This is a genomic window from Frankia sp. Mgl5, assembly GCF_023242985.1.
GTDB classification, from domain to species: Bacteria; Actinomycetota; Actinomycetes; order Frankiales; family Frankiaceae; genus Parafrankia; species Parafrankia soli.
In genome coordinates this window covers 1-243 of the sequence record NZ_JALKFY010000301.1, presented here as the reverse complement: position 1 = coordinate 243, position 243 = coordinate 1, and the positions used below count along the sequence as shown (strand labels likewise).

Below are 243 nucleotides of genomic sequence, written 5' to 3'. Positions count from 1 at the left end.
GCATGATACATCTCCATCACTGATTCCACGCCAACAAACGCAATCTTATCAGGCTGCGGCAAAGCGGTCGGGCCACTGATCAAAGTGACTTGTGCGCCGCGATCACGAGCAGCTTCCGCCAGCGCATACCCCATTTTCCCGGAGGAGTGGTTGGAAATATAGCGAACCGGATCAATTTTTTCGCGAGTAGGACCGGCTGTAATCAAAACGCGCTTTCCGCTCAAATCTTGTTCCCGCTTGTTG

Annotated in this window: 1 protein-coding gene; it reads right to left on the bottom strand. The window is 52.7% G+C overall.

Going from position 1 to position 243, the window contains the following annotated elements:
• Positions 1–243, bottom strand: a 243-nt coding sequence (locus MXD62_RS09430; RefSeq protein WP_248828980.1) for a phosphopantothenoylcysteine decarboxylase, incomplete at both ends; no start/stop codon positions are given.